The 19,838-nt window shown below is 38.0% G+C and carries 12 protein-coding genes and 1 pseudogene; 10 read left to right on the forward strand and 3 right to left on the reverse strand.

What is annotated here, in order from left to right:
* The first annotated feature begins 260 nt into the window (after positions 1-260).
* From DCE79_RS02565 to DCE79_RS02575, 3 genes are all read left to right on the forward strand, one after another.
* Entirely contained in the window at positions 261-3,152 is a 2,892-nt protein-coding gene (locus DCE79_RS02565; protein WP_108711563.1) for an S-layer homology domain-containing protein, read from the forward strand.
* A gap of 707 nt (positions 3,153-3,859) precedes the next feature.
* Positions 3,860-4,741, forward strand: coding sequence for a bacterial Ig-like domain-containing protein (locus DCE79_RS02570; RefSeq protein ID WP_108711564.1), 882 nt, complete (start codon positions 3,860-3,862; stop codon positions 4,739-4,741).
* A 217-nt stretch (positions 4,742-4,958) separates the two neighbouring features.
* A complete protein-coding gene (locus tag DCE79_RS02575; protein ID WP_108711565.1) occupies positions 4,959-6,821 on the forward strand; it encodes an FAD-dependent oxidoreductase in 1,863 nt (620 codons plus the stop codon).
* A gap of 119 nt (positions 6,822-6,940) precedes the next feature.
* Here DCE79_RS02575 and DCE79_RS02580 read toward each other — a convergent pair whose 3' ends face one another.
* Positions 6,941-8,629 (reverse strand): hypothetical protein, encoded by a 1,689-nt coding sequence (locus tag DCE79_RS02580; protein WP_108711566.1) that lies wholly within the window; start codon positions 8,627-8,629, stop codon positions 6,941-6,943.
* Positions 8,630-8,834: 205 nt separating this feature from the next.
* Positions 8,835-9,617, reverse strand: coding sequence for a helix-turn-helix domain-containing protein (locus DCE79_RS02585; RefSeq protein ID WP_159083037.1), 783 nt, complete (start codon positions 9,615-9,617; stop codon positions 8,835-8,837).
* A gap of 595 nt (positions 9,618-10,212) precedes the next feature.
* Here DCE79_RS02585 and DCE79_RS02590 point away from each other — a divergent pair.
* From DCE79_RS02590 to DCE79_RS02615, 6 genes are all read left to right on the forward strand, one after another.
* Positions 10,213-13,905, forward strand: a complete 3,693-nt coding sequence (locus DCE79_RS02590) for an S-layer homology domain-containing protein (RefSeq protein WP_159083038.1) — start codon at positions 10,213-10,215, stop codon at positions 13,903-13,905.
* 832 nt (positions 13,906-14,737) lie between these two features.
* Positions 14,738-16,297, forward strand: coding sequence for a hypothetical protein (locus DCE79_RS02595; RefSeq protein WP_108711569.1), 1,560 nt, complete (start codon positions 14,738-14,740; stop codon positions 16,295-16,297).
* 319 nt (positions 16,298-16,616) lie between these two features.
* On the forward strand, positions 16,617-17,081 hold the full coding sequence (locus DCE79_RS02600; RefSeq protein WP_108711570.1) for a JAB domain-containing protein: 465 nt from the start codon (positions 16,617-16,619) through the stop codon (positions 17,079-17,081).
* An 11-nt stretch (positions 17,082-17,092) separates the two neighbouring features.
* Entirely contained in the window at positions 17,093-17,392 is a 300-nt protein-coding gene (locus tag DCE79_RS02605) for a hypothetical protein (RefSeq protein WP_108711571.1), read from the forward strand.
* A gap of 2 nt (positions 17,393-17,394) precedes the next feature.
* A complete protein-coding gene (locus DCE79_RS02610; protein WP_108711572.1) occupies positions 17,395-17,670 on the forward strand; it encodes a hypothetical protein in 276 nt (91 codons plus the stop codon).
* A 415-nt stretch (positions 17,671-18,085) separates the two neighbouring features.
* Positions 18,086-18,523 (forward strand): hypothetical protein, encoded by a 438-nt coding sequence (locus DCE79_RS02615; RefSeq protein ID WP_108711573.1) that lies wholly within the window; start codon positions 18,086-18,088, stop codon positions 18,521-18,523.
* Between the two features lie 2 nt (positions 18,524-18,525).
* On the opposite strand, the pseudogene istB reads toward DCE79_RS02615, so the two are convergent.
* Positions 18,526-19,086: pseudogene (gene istB, locus DCE79_RS18710) on the reverse strand (IS21-like element helper ATPase IstB); the annotation flags it as partial.
* A gap of 349 nt (positions 19,087-19,435) precedes the next feature.
* On the opposite strand from istB, the gene DCE79_RS02630 reads away from it, so the two are divergent.
* On the forward strand, positions 19,436-19,780 hold the full coding sequence (locus DCE79_RS02630) for a hypothetical protein (protein WP_108711574.1): 345 nt from the start codon (positions 19,436-19,438) through the stop codon (positions 19,778-19,780).
* The last annotated feature ends 58 nt before the right edge of the window (positions 19,781-19,838 follow it).

Consider the following 19,838-nt stretch of genomic DNA (forward strand, 5'->3'; position numbering starts at 1 on the left):
TAAGTTTATGTAGAGCTTTTTTGTCATACGTCTATGCTCATGCTTACGCCCAACGATTGCTAGGAAAACAGTCTATTATATTTCTTTTTGCTTTGACTTCTGTAAGTTAAATAGTGTTTTTACCTATTCTTGTAATTTATTCTGATTTATATAATAAGAATCTATGTTTTTTAAAAGTTTTTTTCTTTTTTTAACCTAATTTTAACCTCCTTTTAGTATAGTTTATTCGGATTTATAAAATTTACTTTTGGAGGCGAAACATGGGAAAAAACAAATTATTTATTTCAACTTTAGCAGTAGCGGTAGCCGTTGCTTCAAGTGGAACGGTTTCAGCTGCATCAGCATTTTCAGACGTATCCAAAAACAACACTCACTATGATGCCATTATGGAACTGGCCAATCGCGGGATTATTAACGGCTATGGGGACGGTACATTTGGGCCTGGTAATCCTGTAACGCGTGGACAAGCATCGAAAATGATTGCAGGCATTTTAGGGATGAATGTTGGGACTGTGCCGAGTACGGGCTTTAGTGATGTGTCGGCTAATCATGAGTTTGCAGGTGCAATCATGGCACTAAAACAGCTTGGGGTTATTGGTGGTTATACGGACGGAACTTTTCGTCCAAACGCCCCGATTTCTCGCAATGAGATGGCGATTATTTTAACGCGTGCACTGCAATTACAAGTAGATGAAGCAATGAAGCTACCATTTACGGATGTACATGCCGATTACAAAGGTGCAGTAGCAGCCATGTACAAATACGGTATTACACAAGGGGTTACAGAAACGACATTTGGAGGTAATACCGCTGTGACGCGCGGTCAGCTTGCGTCATTCATTGTAAGAGCTGAAAAGTTGGTAACGCAAGCACCAATAGAAGAAACGGCAACAGAAGTAACGTTCGTTGTAGAAGATATTGAAAAAGGGTTAGTGAAAACAGCTGATCAACAATTAAAAATTGGTAAAACCGTTCAATCTTTCTTAAATGAAGCCAATGCCAAGGCATTAACAGGCGCGACGGTTCAAGCCAAAGTCGTAAATGGTGAAGTTGTCAGTATTACAGCATTAGAATTGAACGCTTCTGGCGCAGAAGAAGCACGAGTAACATTCGACGCTGGGAACACAACATTTGAAGGCGATATGAGTATTAATGCCGACTTTGTTGAGCTGAAAAATGTCGTAATTGCAGGTAATGTTACGTTAACAAGTAGTGCAGTAACAGGCTTTGCCACTAATCAAGTAGAGGTAAAGGGTGAATTCGTTGTAGAGGATGCTACCGTTAGTCCAGTGGCATCCCTTGCTAAAGTTGCCAATTCTTCAACTACTTTAACTATCGACTTCAAAGGAAGTTCCATTGCAGTATTAACTATCAATCGTTCTAACGTACATGTTCATTCAGATCAGATATTACTAAGGGTGGTTTTACAAGACAATGCGAAAGATACTGTGATTAACGCCAATATGAATCAATTAATCCTTCGTTTTGTACAATTATTAGATGTAAAGTTGGCTGGAACAGGAACGATTAATCGACTTGAAATCCCTGAAAGAACGAATCAATCAACGAATCTGGATCGTTCCAAAATGGAATTTGAGCTACTATGGAATGGAACAATCAATGAATTTTCAATATTAGACACTTTTGTTCAAATTTTAATTAGTAAAGATACTAAAATGACACTCGTTATCATTCCAGATGGTATTCATCCAACCTCAATATTTAAAAATTTAACGAGCTTTTTGCGAAACTTCGGTAAATTTATGCTCCAGGATGGCACTATAATAATAGTGCAAGATAGTAGCTATGGAGACGATTCAAATAATTCTTATGTCCCGTCACCACCAGCACCAACAGTACCAGCAGTACCAGCAGTACCAACAGTACCAACAGGATTAGTGGCAACAGCGGTCACTGCTGCAGGTAATGATGGGATAATTTCTGGCACAGTAGCAGGGCAAGAATACCGCAAACAAGGTGATTCAAACTGGACAGCAATTACAGGCCCGACAGTAACAGGTCTAGAAGCAGGTACGTATGAAGTACGAGTGAAAGCAACTGCAACGTCATTAGCAAGTGCTAGTACAACGGTAACAGTAAATTCATATGTACCAGCACCAACAGTACCAGCAGCACCAACAGGGTTAGGCACAACAGCCGTGACTGCTGCAGGCAATGATGGGATAATTTCTGGCACAGCGGCGGGGCAAGAATATCGCAAACAAGGTGATACAAATTGGATAGAAATTACAGGGTCGACAGTAACAGGCCTAACAGCGGGTATTTATGAAGTCCGAGTAAAAGCAACAGCAACGTCATTAGAAAGTGCTATTACAGCTGTAATAGTGGATGCATATGTACCAGCACCAACAGTACCAGCAGCACCAACAGGGTTAGGCACAACAGCCGTAACTGCTGCAGGCAATGATGGGATAATTTCTGGCACAGCGGCGGGGCAAGAATATCGCAAACAAGGTGATACAAATTGGATAGAAATTACAGGGTCGACAGTAACAGATCTAACAGCGGGTATTTATGAAGTCCGAGTAAAAGCAACAGCAACGTCATTAGCAAGTGCTAGTACAACGGTAACAGTAAATTCATATGTACCAGCACCAACAGTACCAGCAGCACCAACAGGGTTAGTGGCAACAGCGGTCACTGCTACAGGGAATGATGGGATGATTTCAGGTACATTAGCAGGACAAGAATATCGTAAACAAGGTGATCCAACTTGGACAGCAATTACAGGACCCACAGTAACGGGTCTAGAAGCAGATACGTATGAAGTACGAGTGAAAGCAACTGCAACGTCATTAGCAAGTACTAGTACAACTGTAACAATAAATGAATTTGTACCAGCGCCAATTGTGACTTATTCAGCGATTGTTGAGGAAGTCAATACTACACTTTCAGCAGTTGAACCTACTATAGCTATAGGTTCAACACAACCAACAGGCTATGCAGTTAAATCTGGTTCATTGCCGGCTGGATTATCGTTAAATCCTATTACTGGGGCCATTACTGGTATACCAACTGTAGTGACAGCTGCTGAAACCGTAACAATTGAAGTAGCTTATCAAGATGGTAACGGAACAACAAGAACGACTGATGTTACAATATCAATAACAATAACTCCTCAACAAAAGTAAACGAAACGTTACGCTATAAGCTAGGGAACTAGTGAAATGTGTGGAAAATGGTCAAGTGAATTAAAGTTTAAATTCACAAGCTATTTCTAACTGTTAGGATGTAATCATTGGTGAAATTCCAATGCATGAGCAACAGTTCCTATCTGCTCATGTGCCTAATCCTCCTGCGTCCAATGCGTGCACTATCAGCACAAAGGGGCGAAGTCAGGTGAAGTCGTAATTGGTGAAAGTCCAATGCGGGGTTCTTTAAAAAATGACTATGGCTAGGTAGACGAATCCATGGAAGCTGCGAATGGTACGTATGAATGTGTAAAAGCTAAGCTAGGAGTTCATTCATACGCCGATTATTTTCAATAATAATGAGGGAGTCTGAACAATTCGGAACTGTTAAACAGACGCTTCATTCGTAGGATAGTGGAAGCCTAAGGTCATTAAAAAGAGGGAGCAATCTAATGGAACGTTTGAAGTCTAATACAAAGAGGCAGATAGAGCTGATGAGGTGTATTAGATGACAGCGGGTTTGTAGTAGTGTCAATCGCTAGCCACATGTATTGTCATGGTAACATGGCAAGAGGAGAAAACTAGCAGGAGCGAAGAAACCCAGTCAGTGACAAGCTGACGGATCGCCGTGTGCGGTGAAAGCCGCCTGCATGGTGAAGGCTCGTTATAATGCATAAGACGAGAATAGCACACCAACAGTACAAGCTATTACAGTTACAACAGCACCAACAAAAGTAAAGTATTTAACAACAGATACATCGTTAGATTTAAGTGATTTAATTGTAACAGCAACAAAATCTGACAGTACAACAGCGGTAGTGAATGCTGGTGATTTACAAGTATTACCTGTGGACTTTACTACAGTAGGAACAAAAATGATTACAGTTACTTATGAAGGGAAAACAGCTACCTTTGATATCATTGTGGAAGAGCCTATTAATTATAGTAGTAAAACAATTCAAAGTTTAGACTTCTCAACGGTGTATGCAACACAAGCTCAAGCTAAACTGGTTAGTAAACCTGTAACGGTAGGAGATTTTACAGGAAATCGAAAGGACTTTACCATTGTGATTAATGGGGAACGAATTCCAATTTATATTTCATGGGCTTTATCAACAGATTTTACTAAGGGTGCATCTATGGGAAGTGTAGTAGACAGTCATATTCAAGATTATTTCTTCCAAAAAAATGGCGTCGATGGCATAATGAATCGTACAGTAACAGCTTTTGGCTTTGATGATACTTTCCAAATAAGCACATTCCAAACGGGTTCAACAGCTGCCTTTACTTTAGAAGGTGCAGATTGGTCGTACTTCTTTGATCAATCATCCGCACAAGGCACAAATGATGATACTTCTAAAAATCGTACTTTTACTATAGCTGATGGGGCAAATACAGTAGCCATTTCCTTAACTAGTAAGTACACAACGATAGATCAACTAATTACTTTATTAAATAATCGTTTACGCGATGCGAATATACAAGCACAAGCTACAAAGGTGGATGGTCAACATTTCCAAATCACAACAACCGCTGCAGATGTTAATTTAGTGTTTGCGGGTGCAGATAAAAATAGCTTTTTTGATTAAAATGTCGGTGTTACGTAAACTCATAATTTACTTGAGATTTATGAAAATGCATTGAGCGTGTAACAATGAAGGAAGTCTCTGTGAGTGCAATCTCATAGGGGACTTCTTTTTGCATTGGAAATCCAATATTTTACATAAAAGTCCATCAACCCTTTAAAACAACTCAATTAAAACCTATAATAAAAGATAGAATAGTTTAAACGAGAGGAGTTGCAGCATGAATAAAAGAAAAATAGTTATTACTATTGGAACTTTAGCGAGCCTTGTAGTAATTGCTTTAATAATCAACTACATAACAAAACCAAAAATAATGGCGCAGTCCTATGAAAAGCCCGTTGCAATCGGAAATTTGGAAGCGCAATATGACGTCATTGTCATTGGGGGAGAACCTGAGGGTGTAGCAGCAGCGGTCATGGCGGCGCGCAGTGGCTCGAAAACCTTACTGATTGAAAAGCGCGAGGATCTAGGGGGGCTCTTTACGTTTGGAATGCTGAACTTTTTAGATATCCCAAAAAGTAAAAGTACTAGACAAATTAGTCGCGGTATTTATAAAGAATGGCATGCGTTAGTTGGTAAGGACAATGCCTTTAATATTGAAGATGCAAAGGCTGCGTTTAAGCAATTAGTTTTTGCCGAGGAAAACTTAACTTTGTCTGTCAGTACAACCGTTGAAGAGATATTATTAACCGGCAATACACTAACTGGTGTCAAAGTAAAAAATGCAAATGGTACATACATAGTAAAAGGGAAAGCTTTTATTGATGCTACTCAGGATGCGGATATTGCGGTTATGGCGAATGTCCCATACTTTGTTGGTGGGAAGGACATTGGCATTGAAGATAAAAAAATGGCGGTAACCTTAATGCTCCATTTAAAAAATGTCGATTGGAAAAAGGTTAAGGAAACAGCAAAATCCGAGAAGTTTGGCCAAGCGGAGGTAAAAAAATCGGTCGCCTGGGGATTCACGAAGCTGCACGATCTATATACGCCGGTTGAGGAAAATACCCGTTTACGAGGACTTAATCTAGTAAAAGAGGGCGACGACTATTATATTAACGCGTTGCAAATTTTTGATGTGGATGGCTTAAGTGAAACAGCGAAGGCAGAGGCGATTGAAAAAGGAAAGCGTGAGACGAAGCCTATTGTAGATTATTTAAGAAAGGAATTTGGTGGCTTTGAAAACGCAGAAATTGCAGGTTACCCAACAGAACTGTATGTACGTGAAACCCGCCACATTTTAGCGGAGTACCAGTTACCGATGTCGGATGTTTGGAAAAATAGCGACCATTGGGATAATATCGGCTACGGTGCCTATCCGGTAGACGTGCAGGCGCAAACACCACACGATTATGGCTATGTCATTTCAACGCCGAGTCAATATGCGATTCCATTTCGTTCGCTTGTTCCTTTAAAAATTGATGGGCTTTTAGTCGTCGGGCGTTCAGCGGGCTATTCATCGTTAGCTGCAGGCAGTACAAGAATTGTCCCAACCGGCATGGTAACGGGCGATGCAGCTGGAACTGCGGCGTCATTGGCCATTAAAGAAGGCGTCACATTCCGCGAATTAAGTAAGGATGAGGCCTTAATCGAACAACTACGCGCGAACTTAAAGCATCAAGGCGCATTTGTGAAGCAGGTAGAAGCTAGTTATCCATATGAGGACGAATGGTTTGATCAATCTGTACAAACACTCATTAACTACGGTTTAGTGATAGGTGGCTATGACAATGATTTAATGGTAGAAAAGCCCGTAACGACGCATAATTTTATGAATATGCTAATGGGCTCTGTTAATCGCATACAGACAGAAAAGGCTATCGAGCGTAGTGAGCAGTTGCAAACCGTATATAATGAAATTTTCTACAAGGAAAATGAGCCGCTTGATTTAAATAAAGCGAGTGCTATTGTAGCTGGAATTTTCCTAGATCAACCAGCAGATGAACGTAATTGGACAAGCTTAATCGAGGCGGGGATCATTAGTAAATCCACTTCTGAAAATATCGATTCAGCAAACCATCACTTAGTCGCCAAGGAAATGTACGCCATTTGCGCGGATGTTATCGGATTTCTTAGTTTGTAGGATGGGACAGGCAGTGCGTGTAAATAATATAAAATAAATAGAGCCCTATGCAAGAGTAATCTTACATAGGGCTTTTGGGTTACCTAAATTTCCCTTTACTGCTTTGAAAGGAGTAACCGCTATTCAACTTCCAACTCATAAATGACTTTGCGTTTCATCGTTTCTGTGTACCAAATAATTTTATTATCTTTCACGATTGGTTGGGCCGTTGATAGTAAGAAGCCTGGCTTTGTTTGGATTGCAGAAATTATTGCACCCTGCTCGTTTACAGAAACATATTTTAAGTCCTTAATTTTTCCTTCATTTGTATATTCATTCCATAGTATAACGAACTTTTCATCGCTTATTTTTACAATCGTTGGTGTTGTCGTGTAAAAATCGGTGTTTTCATAATGTGCGATTTCAGTTTTCATACTTACCGTGCTTGAAGAATTGAAATCTTTATTGATTGCATATACATAGATATTTCGTTTATTTATATCGCCATTTTCTAGCTCGTATGATGTGTACAGATACGAATTATTTTGATTAATTGAGTTAAAGGCCACTAAAATATGATTTTTTGAAATTTCCATACCACCGATTGATACGCCTGTTACGTTTGCTCCAGTTGCTCCTGAAATGTCAAAAATGTTTAGTTCTTCACGATTTCCAGTTGGACTTTCTTTCTGCAGAACAAGTGAACGTGGATAGGCATCACCATGATCTAAATAGATCGTATTGCCATTATCGAAGGCCACATATTGATCGAATGAATGGCTTACGTGATTCCATTGAAATGGCTCCAGTTTATTGATGACTTCCATTGTATTCGTATTGAGCATAAGTGTAAGTTGGGATTGATGATTCAAGCCGTCATTACTTGTATAACGCTCACGTGAAGTATGATAGGCTAGTAAATCGCCATGCTCTGCCATTCGACCAGTAGCAGCATCAAATGGAATGGTCGTTATGATTGCATTCCCATAAATAGAGGCTGCGCTTATGCGATTGAAATTTTTATCGTATTTGACAATACGAATGACTTCCTTGTTTGTTTCTTCTTGGTTGGGTTGACCAAAGGAAATATAGTTGTATTGCGCACCGCTATAAAATGTCCCGAAAATCGGTAATTCGAAAGGAATTGATTTTTTAGACGTCGTTTGATAGTTTTCGTCATAGGTTGTAACTGAAATAGTGTCATCTACTGTTAATACAGAAGTTTGACCTTCTATGTCGAATACAAATTCTTGAATAGTAGAGGCCCATCTAGGATGATTATAACTTTTGATGTTATCGATAGTGCTAACATTTACACCAAGTGGGTATTCTCCGGGAATGCCAGGTGTTGTAACTGTGATTTTCTGTGTTTTAGCATCATAGCCAATTGTTATGTTTAATAAAGAAGTAAGCTCTCGTAGTTGAAAATAAGTTGAACCATCAATTACGTAGGCGTTCATCCGTTGCAACTTATTTGCAACTTTAATTTTAGTTGGCTGATTAGTTATGCTATATGGCTTGTACTTTGATTCACTGTATGTAGGATAATCGAATTCATATTCTTCTTTTGGAAGGATTTCGATAACTTTACTTTTAGAATCCCAGCCGATGTTGAACCGACTAGATTCATCAACTAAAATTTGAGCTAAATCACGTAATTGAAAATAGTTATTACCGTTAATATTATAGACACCTGCTTGGATCTCATGCTCGTTTACTAAAATTGTTGTGTGAGAAGGTGTTGCTTTAATTGATTCGGCTTCTGCGTTAGTAGTAGAGAAGAGTAATAGTGCTAAAAATGTAAAGAAAAATACAACTGGCTTTCTCATATGGTACACTCCATTCTTATGATATGAATTTAGTATAAACTATTGGGAAATAAAGTAAATGAGGTAATTGGATGCGTCTTTTGCGTTTGAAAGCTGAAATGCGCCATTTGTGCGGATGTTATGGGGTTTATTCAGCATGGGTATCTTTAATGGACCAGTACATAGCTTCGGCTGTATAGAGCTTTTCTTTTTGCCCAAATAACAATCATTCCCTCACCGTCAACCAATCATAAAACGGCACAGGTCGCTTGCTTTTTACTTGCTGCATTTCAACTTCTTTCACGTTTGGCCTAACAACCGCTCGCTCATAAGCCCCTTTATACACCGCACGTAATGTCGTTTGAATCGTCAGCTTACCATCTTGTACATCATGAATAATACGCAACATGGCATCTCTTGCAATCGTAAACTCGCGCATAGTTTGAATAGGTGTTGCTAAAATGGCTTTATGTAAACCTTCTTTTAGCTCGTCCTTCATCGGAAAATCTTGCAGAAATTCACAAAGCGTATTTTGCCAATTATTAATTTGTGAGAGTCTATTAATATATATTTCATGTAAAGAGCTTGTTTTAAAAAGATTAAAAGAAATAGATTGGTTGGCAGGAATATCCTCACAAACCTTGATGTCATGCGTATTTTCAGTTGGGACCCGCTCGGACATTTCCGATGGGACATGTAAAAGTTGATAAATATTCGCACCCTTAATGCCGTTTAGTTTTGTGCTAGCGACAATGCGTAAAATGCCTAATTCATTTAACTTTTTCACAGCACGATATACCGTTTTGGTGCTAACCCCAACATGATCCGCAATCGTTTTAGCCTTTAAATGTGCAGCACCTGGGTAGGCAAGTGCGGATTGTGAGATGCGTAAAGTAACATTGCGTTCTGCTTCTGTTAAGTCATGACTTTCAAGATGAATTGCCACCACTTCGTCCATTTCTGCAACCGTGTTAAATGTTTGATAGTCCTTTAAATAATCAAAAACCATATAAATCGCTCCCTTCATAATACATATAGAAAATTTGACTACTCGAGGGGACATGTTTTTGAAAGTTTTTTAATTCTTTTCAATAAGAAGGAGCAACCGCTAGAATGTGGCTGCTCTAAATACCGTGTAACTTGTATAAAATAATACAAATAAAACGAAGCAGCTCTCACCAATAAAGGGAAGCTGCTTCGTTTTATATTTTTTTAGGAAATCCCATAGGACGTGTTTAAAAATATTTATCAGATAATTAGGAATTATTTTTCGATATATTGTCGAAATGTTCAAATGATAATTTTTTGTTAGTTCTAATGACGTATGCGATTTTTTGTTGGCTAATTCAAGGTTTTTTTGTATATCACTGGAAAAAATTGAAGTTGTATATATATATATAATCCTAAGGCACTGATTTATTTCAATCTAAAATGATTCTAAAGAACTTATTTGAATGTGCATACAAATGTCTATTTTAGTCGTTGTATATCTTTTTTATTACTTAATTTCCTAAAAATATGGAAATTATGTTCCAAATAAATTACAATTGATTAGATTCATATTTCAAAATATGACAAATAACTACATTTTAGGAGGAGTTCGAATGGGTAAAAAAAGTAAGAAACATAATCAAAAAGCTAAATTTATTAAAGCAACCTCAGCTGCAGTGGTGGCTGCATCTGCAGTTGTAGTAGCTGCACCAGCCGCTACAGAGGCAAGTACACTGAAGGATATTAATTCTTCACAATATTTCTATGAGGATGTATTAAATCTTAACGCACGTGGGATTATTGGTGGGTTCCCAGATGGGACATTTAAACCAGGTGAAATTTTAACACGTGGTCAAGCAGCAAAAATTATTGCAGGTGTACTAAATTTAGATACGACAAATGTTGTAAACCCTAACTTCAAAGACATTCCTAAAACACATCCATTCTACGGGTCAATTGCTGCATTAAAACAAGCAGGAATTATTGGTGGCTATGAAGATGGAACTTTCCGTCAAGATCAGCCAATCCAACGTAACCACGTAGCAAAAATTTTAACACTTGCGCTAAATCTAAAAGCAAATAATGTAAATTCACTACCATTTACTGATGTAAATCCAATGTATAAATCTGCAATTGCCGCTTTATATGAAAATAACATCACAACTGGTAAAACAGCTACGAAATTTGATGGAACTGCAAACGTAACGCGCGGTCAAATGGCTTCATTTATTGTACGTGCAGAAAAAGCAGCTACTCAAGAACAAACGATTACATTCAATGTTAATGATTATACAAATACAGCAATTACTGTGGATGGAAATACATATTCATTCGATTCAGCAGTAAAATCAATCTTCACAGAAGCTAACAAGGTTGCTTTAGCTGGTGCATCTGTAACTGCCGTTGTGAAAGATGGGGTCATTAAATATGTAAACAGACTTGTATTAAATAACGCAGGCACTGAAGAGTCACCTGTTGTATTTGAAACAAATGCATCAATTGGTTCATTAGTAATTAATGCAAACTACGTAACAGTGAAAAATGCACACGTAACTGAAAATGCGACAATTACTTCCAACGTAAATTCAGAAGTAGTATTAGACGGCGTAACGGTCGCTGGTGAAGTCGTTGTAGACAACTCAATCGTTGGCGCATTAGCCTCTATAGATAGCAAATTCGCTCAAGACGAGTTAAAAGGACCAAAATTAAAATTAGTAAACGCGATTGTACAATCATTAAACGTAAAACGTGACAATACCTCAATCGAATCAAACACAACAATTCCACAAATTACAATTGCTGCAACAGTTGAAGTAGTAAATGTAGATGGAACGGTTACGAAAATTACAGTTGAATCAACTGCTAAATTAGAAATTACAGGTAATGCAACGATCGAAGAATTAATTTTAACAACTTTAGCTGAACTAGCATTAAACATTGCTGGTCAAATCGAATCATTAGTAGTTGAAAACCCAGAAGCAACTGTAACAGTTGGTACGGGAGTCAAGGTTAATGAATTAACAGTTCCAGAAGGTTCAACAGCTGCAAGTATTATTGATAACTATTCTTCAATTGCTTCTCAAATTACAAAAGTCGTGATTGGGGACTCTACAACTGGCACTGGTGAGACAGCTACTGGACAGACGCCAAGTACAGGTGGCGGGTCTAGTTCTGGAGGATCAGGAGGTTCAGGTGGAGGAACAACACCAACACCAACACCAACACCAACACCAGTAACAACGCATGTAGCAACAGCTAAAGCAGCAGTAGAAACTGCAAATACAGCTAACAAGTATAAAAATCTAGTATTAGTAAACGGAATTACACTTCTAAATGCATTAACAGCTGAAATTAAAGTGAATGTAAATAACATTGCGGTAACAATAGAAGTTGCAAAAACAACAACAGCGGATACATTTACAGTCACTCTAAAAGCAACTGGTGAAGCAGACGCAACGATTACAGTAACTGCAACTGAAAAAGTGGATGGTGACCAAACTACGGTAACTAAAGCAGCGTTAAACACAAAAGTTACTGATGCGAAAGCAGTAACACCAGTAGCAGTATCTTTAGACGGTTCTGATGTGTTAACAACAGAACAATGGACAACACAAGCAGAATTAGATGCCTTTACTGGAGCAATTGCAGCAGCAGAAGTAGTAGTAGCTGATACAAATGCAACACAAGGTGCGGTAGATCAAGCAGTAACAGATTTACAAGCTGCAATAGATGCTTACGCATTAGCACAAGAAGCTGGAACGAAAGTTGCAGTAACTAAAGCAGCGTTAGACACAAAAGTTACTGATGCGAAAGCAGTAACACCAGTAGCAGTATCTTTAGACGGTTCTGATGTGTTAACAACAGAACAATGGACAACACAAGCAGAATTAGATGCCTTTACTGGAGCAATTGCAGCAGCAGAAGTAGTAGTAGCTGATACAAATGCAACACAAGGTGCGGTAGATCAAGCAGTAACAGATTTACAAGCTGCAATAGATGCTTACGCATTAGCACAAGAAGCTGGAACGAAAGTTGCAGTAACTAAAGCAGCGTTAAACACAAAAGTTACTGATGCGAAAGCAGTAACACCAGTAGCAGTATCTTTAGACGGTTCTGATGTGTTAACAACAGAACAATGGACAACACAAGCAGAATTAGATGCCTTTACTGGAGCAATTGCAGCAGCAGAAGTAGTAGTAGCTGATACAAATGCAACACAAGGTGCGGTAGATCAAGCAGTAACAGATTTACAAGCTGCAATAGATGCTTACGCATTAGCACAAGAAGCTGGAACGAAAGTTGCAGTAACTAAAGCAGCGTTAGACACAAAAGTTACTGATGCGAAAGCAGTAACACCAGTAGCAGTATCTTTAGACGGTTCTGATGTGTTAACAACAGAACAATGGACAACACAAGCAGAATTAGATGCCTTTACTGGAGCAATTGCAGCAGCAGAAGTAGTAGTAGCTGATACAAATGCAACACAAGGTGCGGTAGATCAAGCAGTAACAGATTTACAAGCTGCAATAGATGCTTACGCATTAGCACAAGAAGCTGGAACGAAAGTTGCAGTAACTAAAGCAGCGTTAGACACAAAAGTTACTGATGCGAAAGCAGTAACACCAGTAGCAGTATCTTTAGACGGTTCTGATGTGTTAACAACAGAACAATGGACAACACAAGCAGAATTAGATGCCTTTACTGGAGCAATTGCAGCAGCAGAAGTAGTAGTAGCTGATACAAATGCAACACAAGGTGCGGTAGATCAAGCAGTAACAGATTTACAAGCTGCAATAGATGCTTACGCATTAGCACAAGAAGCTGGAACGAAAACAGCGTACGATGCAATAGTAACAAAAGTACCAGCAAACAATACTGATGGAAAATACACAGCAGCAAGCTGGGCATTATTCGAAGCAGCAATCGCAGAGGTTAATTTAACGTTAACAGCAGCGGATGGTCAAGCAGCACTTGACGCAGAAGTAATCAAAATTCAAGATGCGTTAGATCTATTAGAACTTGAACCAATTACTTACACAGTAGGTAATGAAGTAAGTGCAGATGAAATTGTTCTAACATTCTCCAAAGCTGTTGCTACTTCTGATGGAACAGATATCACGAATCAAGTAGGTGGTACAGTTGCAACAACTGATGGTTATGAGTTAACGATTACTGTCGATGCTGATACTACTGAAGTAACTTATACTCTAACAATTGGTAGTATAAAAGTAGATGTTACAATGAATTGGGATGGAGCTGCGTGGACAGTCACTACAGATCCAGTAGGTGTTTTAGTAACTCCTTAATAAAATTAAACGAAACGTTACTTTATAAGCTAGTAATTTACTAGTGAAATAAGTAGAAAATTACCTCATGATGAAACAGACATTATAGAAAGCTTAATGAATAATCTATTAGTTTGTGTCGTCATGGGGTTTTTCTAACTATCATGATGTATTTGTCGGGGTAGGTCCGACAGGTGAGGAACAGTTCCAACCCTCATCCGCCTAATCCTCCTGCATCCAGTGCGTGTGTCTATCCACACAAAGGGGTGAAGTCAGGTGAAGTCGTAATCGGTGGGAGTCCGATGCGGGGTTCTTTAAAAAATGGCTATGGCTAGGCAGACGAATCCATGTAAGCTGTCGATCTGACGAATGTATGTGAAAAAGCTAAGCTCGGAGTTCATACATTTGCATTGAATGTGAGATCATTCAACTGGTATCCGAACAATTCGGAACTGTTAAACGGATAAACGATCGATAGTATAGTGGGAGCCTAAGGTCATTAAAATAAGGGAGCATCATGATGGAACGTTTGAAGTCTTGTGTAAAGAGGCAGATAGAGCCAGTGATGTACACAAGATGGCTGCGGGTTCATAGTAGTGTCGATTGCTAGCCGTTTGTATTGTCATGGCAAGAGGGTAAAACTAGCAGGAGCGAAGGGACCTAGTCAGTGGTAGTAGGATTTTTCTTACGATTTTCACTTATTTCCCCAAAAGTAATGTAAATCGGTAAGATCTCATTTATTAGTCAGCCACTTAGTAATAAGTGGCTGACTTTTTACCATTGATGGATCGCCGTATGCGATGAAAGCCGCCTGTACCGTGAAGGTCTAGTGTGAACTAGAAATAGCGAATTATTGAAACTAGAAAATTTAGTAGTTCAATCAGGAGATCGAAAAGCAAGTTTATCTTGGAACGCAGTAGAGGGTGCAACAAGCTACAACGTGTATCGATCGACAACTGTCGATGGCACTTTTGCAGTAGTTTCCAATATAGATTCTTTAACCTATGAAGATCCGGGCTTAGAGGTCACACAAACGTATTATTATTATGTGACAGCATTGAAGGATGTAGTGGAAGGTCCGGCATCCGAAAAAGTGTCGATTGTCACAAATTTAGACCAACAAGGAGCGATTTATACCGGAGATTACGTTGTCATCAGTAATGAGTCAACGGATATTTTAACAGCTGAAACTACGGGTACATTACCGACTATTATGCAGCAATTTTCAATGTCAGGTGGTGTAGATTTGCCGGATTATCGAGAGAATCCTCTTATTTCTTTTGAGCCTATTAAAGAACCCGAACAAGATCTATCTTTTGACATGACGAACGAAATACAGAGTGAGATACTTTATGTAGGTAGTAGCAGGCTATTTAAAGTCAAAGATAGAAGAAATAATACAACTTCTGAAATTCCGGCTGTCCTTTTATATAATGGTGAAAAGGCGCAAATTTGGGTTCATGATGGTGTGATTTCTCAAGCGCAAGCAACACAACTAGGTAGTGAATTCGATAATAATATTTACCAAAAAATTGTCGATAATTTTGGAGCACCGTCAGACGTAAACAATGATGGAAAAATTGCTATTCTTACGTTTGATATTCAAGATGGCTATACTGATGCTGGATCAGGCGGTTATATAGGTGGCTACTTTAATCCAAATGATTTGTTGAATACTTCTTACACAGATAACTACATGGAAATTTTCTATATCGACACCTACCCTACGATGGGAAAAGACGAAAATAATCTAGATGTCACTAAAGCTTATTCGACTCTAGCACACGAGTTTCAACATATGGTGAATTTTAGTCAAGATATAATTGAGGGGAATATTTATACAAACTCGGTAAATCCGAAAATGGATACTTGGTTAAATGAGGGCTTATCCATGGCAGCAGAAACACTGGTATACAATCAAAAGGTTAATGAAGATCGAGTAAATTATTACAACAATCCTTACACTACTGCAATTCATGATGGTCGTTCTTTATTGAATTGGGATAGTAAAAATGACACCCTTGCCAATTATTCACTTTCATTCCTATTCCTTCAGTATTTAAAAATACAAGCTGGTAAAGGGAATGCGATTTTCCAGGAAATTATTCAACATGAAAAAGGAAACTATGAAGCAGTTGAAGCAATTATTAAAGAACATATTGACCCAAATATGTCTTTTGGTGAATTTATGACAGCTTTTCGAATTGCTTTAGTTTTTAAAGAGGACACAGGCTTATATGGTTTTAAAGGAGATTCTGTTTTAAATCAAATCCAACCTCAATTATCCACTGGAGGAACGAAAAACCTTCAGGGCGGTGGAGCAATTGTAGTACAACCATCTAAAGCCGGTGTCGATTCAACAGGTAAAGGTGAAAATATTCATTATACTGGGATCTATACTAAAGAAAACTAGGTGTCCCCTTCAAAACAAATATTCTAGTTGAATCACTCTGTTTTTAATAGTGGATAGAAATTCGGGACGCGGGGAAAGGTTCCATGTCCCGGTTCACTCGGATGAGCGAAAGTAATCGTGTATGATCCATCGGGACGGTTCTCGCGCTTATCCAGAAAGCTCTGTGGAGAGAGATCTCTACAGAGCTTTCTTTTGTTTTCTAACCTAAAACCGTACTAAATAGAAAAATAATCATATATTATAATCTTGAATATTAATATCAAGCTCTAATTCCTATTTTGTGGAGTTAGGGCTATTTCTATTTTAGAAGGAATTGGTGATGGAAGAAAATCAAAAGAAAGTACCTGCAAAACGTGTCGACATTGTACAAGTGAAATTAGTAAGGGAGAAAACGATGTTGTACAAGAACCGTCGTATTCGTTCTCCACATGATGCTTATGAATTGATGAAGGAATTTTTAGGTGAAGTTGATCGTGAGCACTTTGTAGTCCTATGTATGGACACGAAAAATCAGCCAACTTGTATCCAGACAGTTCATATAGGTAGCCTTAACGCTAGTGTCGTGCATCCTAGAGAAGTGCTGAAACCAGCAATACTTTCTAACTCTGCAAGCATAATTTGTTTTCATAATCATCCCAGTAACGACAGTACACCAAGCCCAGAGGACATTGCAGTAACGAAAAGATTAGTAGAAGCAGGTGAAATCATAGGCATTGAAGTAATCGATCATTTGATTTTGTGTGATGATAATTTCCGCTCACTTAAAGAATCTGGTTACATGTAGGAGGAGAAGCCATGAAAACAATCATTCGGATTTCAGATGTACTTTTTAAAAAGTACGGTTACTATGTTCCGATTAGCGAAATAGGCTATGAAAGCCACGAATTTTACGCTGAGGAAATCGATGAAGCACTCGTACCAAAATACGTAATTGAACACTTAGCTGAACCAATTACAACAGAAAGTGCAAGCTACACAGATGCCAATGGCGATTATTATTTAGTCATGCACATTGAAACAGGGGAGGTAGAACCGTATGAAGTGTGGATGATAAATGATGAGATAATACCTAACTTTACAGAAATGGGGGAATGACAATGAGCATCTTAAATGAGCGTTATGTACGTGTCACAATAAACAACGAAACGTATTTTCGTGAAATCGGTGTAGACGATGTATTAGGCGAAAGAATGGCAGAGGACGAGTTCAACAATCTAATTTTAGATGCCGTGTACAGCGACATCATTGAAGAAGAGTACATGGTGAATTTACAGCAGGTAAACACGATTATTCAAACGATCCCAAATGTATTTGACCGTCAAATTCTGCAAAACTTCTACAACTACGCAGTACGAATTGACGGTGAGGAGTAAGCAGCTCACGACAAAACTAAATGAAATCTGACGACAAAACTAAACATGTACAGAGGCACAAATGCGAAGTTCATGCGACACAAGGCATGAGCTATTTTTGTGTGCCTAAAAACTAGCGACAGAATTATATTACTGCCATGAGTTAACTTGAAAGGGGGTGTAACGAATGTGGGATAAAATTGTTGTACCAGTGCTAGTGACAGTGGCTACGAAGTGATAAAAGAAATTATAAAAGGTAAATAATTAACAATTGCTTGATAATTAGAAAGGAGGTGTGAAGATTGAAAATTTGTCCTTGTCCATGCAGTCATTCGTGTACTATTTGCACAATCAAAAAAATCATTGGTATTGTCAAAAGGTAAAGTTCATTGGTGTAGAAGGCATCAATGGACTTTTTGTATTTAGGGGTGATTAGGTGGAGATACAAATAGAATTTGAGAAATGGTTAGTAGAAGAAGGAAGGGCAAATGTAGGAGATGTTGATGGATTTAGAACTTACCTGGACGAGAAGACAGTTGGTGAAAATAAGCTGCTTTCTCGTTTTTCGTTTGTTCACTATAAAAAATATCTAATGGATGAAGGCTTTGCCATTGCCACGATCAATAAGAAAATCAATAGCCTAGAAGTCTACAATGATTTCTTGCAGACAAAAGGATTAGTAAATGAAAGTCATATTCAGTTAAAACATGACCGAGTGAAAATAGCGTCTGGTAGCGAACAGATGGTAACAGCACTGTCAGATGAAGAAGTTGAGAAGCTTCTCTTCTATGTTGAAACTCATAAGAAAGTGAGCCAAAAAAACTACAAATGTCAATTAATCTATGTACAAAAACGCTCACTTAACTATGTATAAAATTACTCACTTTCTGGAGTTAAATGGTTTTTCAAACGATAAGAATTACCGATGATTGTTACAATCGTTGCGTGATGTAAAATGCGGTCTAAAATCGCATTGGCTAGATTTAAAGTTAGCGTTTGTTGTAAAGATTGTGCTTCTTTTTTCATAACGCATATCGATTAACTGGAAGAAGAGTTTTGCATCCTCCAGATCAATGGGTAAATAACCAATTTCATCGATAATAAGTAACCTATATTTTGTGTAATGCTTCAAGCGGCTCTCTAGACGATTCTCTAGGCGAGCCCTTTTTAAGTTCTGAATCAAATCATGACATTTTATACAACGTACTTGTACGTTTTTTTTGCAGCGGCAATATCGATAGCGGAGGCTAAATGGGTCTTACCCACACCACTAGGGCCTAAAAATACGATGTTTTCATTACTCTTAATAAAACGTAATGTAAGAAAATCATGAATCTGTTGCGGGTTGATTGACGGTTAGAAGTCGAAATCATAGTCCTTTATCTCTTTTAAATTTGGGAAGGCACCCACATTTGTTTCGCAACACAAACAATTCTGAGAAATAACAATTGAAGATATAACTGATGTAGAAAAGCTAGTAGAACAATTAGAAGAATCGGATGAAAAAACTTATTGTTTTTATGCAATAGCCGAAGCAAAAAAATATTTAGAACATAGAAATAATGTTCATGGAATATCATCAATTTCGAGGGAATATTTAAATACTAATGATTTTACTACAAAACAGGAACTATTTATTATAATTAATGAAGTTTTAGAAAATGCAGCTTATCAAATAGATGAAAATTATTATAGGACTTCATTAGTAGATCAATCCTTATTAATCCAGTATATAAATCAGCTTGCTGAATTAGAAGGTACAGTAACGCCAGAGCAAATTAAAGATTTGGTAATACTTGTTAATAAAGAAAATGAAAATGTTTCAAGAACGACAGTCTTTGATGCCCAACTTATAAAAACAGAAGCTGATGAACAGTCATATGAATTATTATTGACATTTTCTGAAGCAATTCAAGCGACGGATTTATATGTTTCATTTGGTGGAGATTTAAAAGTTATTAATGGTTTTGAAATTGGAACGGATGAAAAAACAATGAGAATTCAAATTTCATCGGAACAGAAAATTTCAGAACCTACTGTAACAATAACCGGCGTAGAAGATAGCTCTGGGAAAACAGTTGTGATAGAAAATCTTCCAATATATATTGTACCGGTACAAACAGCGCCATAAGTTTTCTGCACCAAATCTGGCTGCTCTAAATACCGTGTAACTTGTATAAAATAATACA

This window comes from Lysinibacillus sp. 2017, assembly GCF_003073375.1.
In the GTDB taxonomy this organism is placed as follows: Bacteria; Bacillota; Bacilli; order Bacillales_A; family Planococcaceae; genus Solibacillus.